This is a genomic window from Pontibacter sp. HJ8, assembly GCF_054824225.1.
Genome location: NZ_JSYF01000413.1, coordinates 1 through 2,524 on the forward strand (window position 1 = coordinate 1; position 2,524 = coordinate 2,524).

General features: G+C 51.1%; 1 protein-coding gene. It reads right to left on the bottom strand.

The features are described from left to right. The coding region (locus OB13_RS16695) for a SusC/RagA family TonB-linked outer membrane protein (protein WP_461491316.1) at positions 1-2,524 on the bottom strand (2,524 nt) is incomplete at both ends.

Below are 2,524 nucleotides of genomic sequence, written 5' to 3' on the forward strand. Positions count from 1 at the left end.
AGAGCCACAGGTTGTTGCCGGTCAGTGAAACAGAGCTGTTTCGGATAAAATTATTTTCGAACCACTTGCCAGGCAACTGGTAGCTGAGCGTCAGGGAGCGTAAGCGGAACCAGGATGCATCCTGCACAAAGTTTTCGGATACTCCTCTGTGTACTCTGCGGTAGAAGCCATCACCATAATTGATCCCATCAGGTCCGACACCCTGGCCAAGCCATACCTGCTTGGTATTAGGTGTTCCGTCTGCCAGTACTCCTTCAAATACCATGAAGTCGTTTCTGTTTTCGGTATACTCTGCAATACCAAAGGCAGAGAAGAAGTTGTCCATCTGGTTGTACTTCTCAAGGCCAACACGGGCATCGATCAGGCCGGTAAGGCTCAGGTTTTTGTAGCTGAAGGTGTTGGTGAAACCAGCTATCCAGTCAGGCTGGGAGTTGCCCAGTATCTTCTGGCTTGTGGTTGCTGCACGCACCGGGAAACCATTTTCACCAATTACGATCGGTCTGGACTCATCCAGGAACAGCGGATCTTCTTCTTCGCCCGGGCCATAGTAGCGCTTGTAGTGGGTACCGTAGATATTGCCATAAGGCTGTCCTTCGATGAGCTTCATGGTGACAGTAGAGCTTGAATAACCGAACTGCGAGGCGTAAGGGATCTCGTCCAGTCCCTCGCGGATGCTTATGATCTTGTTGCGGTTAGCCGAGAAGATCAGTTTCGAATCCCAGTTGAAGTCTCCTGCTCTTACCGGAGTGGCGTTCAGTACGACTTCTACTCCTTTGTTGCGCATGCTGCCGGAGTTTACGGCTGCTCTCACGTAACCCGTGGAGGAAGCCACGTTGATGTTGATGATCTGGTCCTTGCTCAGGGAGTAGTAGTAGGTCAGGTCAAAGCCCAGGCGATTGTCCAGGAAGGACATTTCGAGGCCTGCCTCATACGTGTCGGTAAACTCCGGGCGCAGGCCTTGGTTGCCAAGAAGGGCAGAGCGGGTGAAGCCGGTATAGCCGGTAGGCATTGCCGTGTAGGAACTGAACCCTGAAGAAGTAGAATATTCCGGGGCATCTTTACCTATCTGCGCATAAGACAAACGCAGCTTGCTCTGGCTGATAAAGGATGGCAACTCCATGTGCTCGGAGAACACATAGCTTAAGCTGGCCGATGGGTAGAAGAAAGAGTTGTTCGGCTTTCTGAGTGTGGAGGTAATGTCATTACGTCCGGTCAGGGTCAGAAACAGGAAGTCCTTGTAGTCGATGGAAGCTTCCCCGAATAAACCCATCAAGCGGTATTCGGTTTGGTTTTGTACAGCCGTAAGAAGACGCGCATTGCGCAGATCAAAATAATCAAACACTGTCAGCTCGCTGCCTTCCACACCAAAACTCTTGATAGTCCTGTCATAGAGTTCGTGACCTGCCCGGAAAGTAGCATTGAAGTTTTCTCCGAATTTGGTATTGACTGATGCCAGGAAGGTAGAGCTGAGGGATCTGAACTTTGTGCTATACTCATTTACAAATCCTAATTCATTGTCTTCGTACACCCACTCGTCTGCAAAACCACGGGGGCCGGGAGCTGTTCCGGTGCGGTCATCCGTATAGGTGTCCAGTCCGACGCGGTAGCTGAAATCCAGCCATTTGAGTGGGGCATACCCGAAGCTCAGACCACCGATGAACCTGTTCACGTCATCGTTCATCAAGTTGGTGGCAGCGCCATACATCGGGTTACTGTTGCCGTACGTTTGCTGGGTGCCATCCGGTTTGCGGAAGTCTCTTAAGTCCCAGCGTGGTGACCAGTAGCTCAGGTTTTCGTTGTAGCGGTCAGCATTGAAACGCTGGCCTCCTGAGTTGATGTAGTTGAAGTTAGCGCCTGTCTTTATTTTGTCGCTGATCTTTACTTCTGTGTTCAGGCGGGCTGAGAAATTACTGTAATCCGTAAAAGGTAGTACCCCTTCATGCTTCAGGTGCGAGATTGAGGACAGGAACGTGACCGCCTCCGTACCACCTGAGAAGGTGAGCGAGTTACGGAACTGGTTTCCGGTTTCATACGCATCCTTAAAATGGTTCCGGATCTTTTCAGGGTGAGTCGGGTCAATCTTGCGAGCTTCTGCCGCTGTCGGTCCCCAGGAAGGCCAGAAACTGGCCGGGTCGTAAAGACCGGTATATCCTTGTGTATAGGTATCCTGTATTTCCGGGAACTTGTTTACTTCTTCTATACCTGCCGTGCTGGTGAAGCTAACGCGTAAAGCACCTTGCTCTCCTCTTTTGGTCGTGATTACCACCACACCGTTTGAGCCCCGAAGGCCATACAGTGCCGTTGCAGCACCGCCTTTCAGCACGTTTATGCTTTCGATGTCATCCGGGTTGATATCAGCCAGACGGTTACTCATCCCTCTCAGTTCAGTACCCTGTCCGAAGTTGGAGGTTGAGTTATCCATCAGTACTCCGTCAATTACGAAGAGCGGCTGGTTATTCCTGTTCACGTCGATGGAGTTTATGCCTCTGATCTGGATATTGGTACCCTGACCCGGAGCGCCACC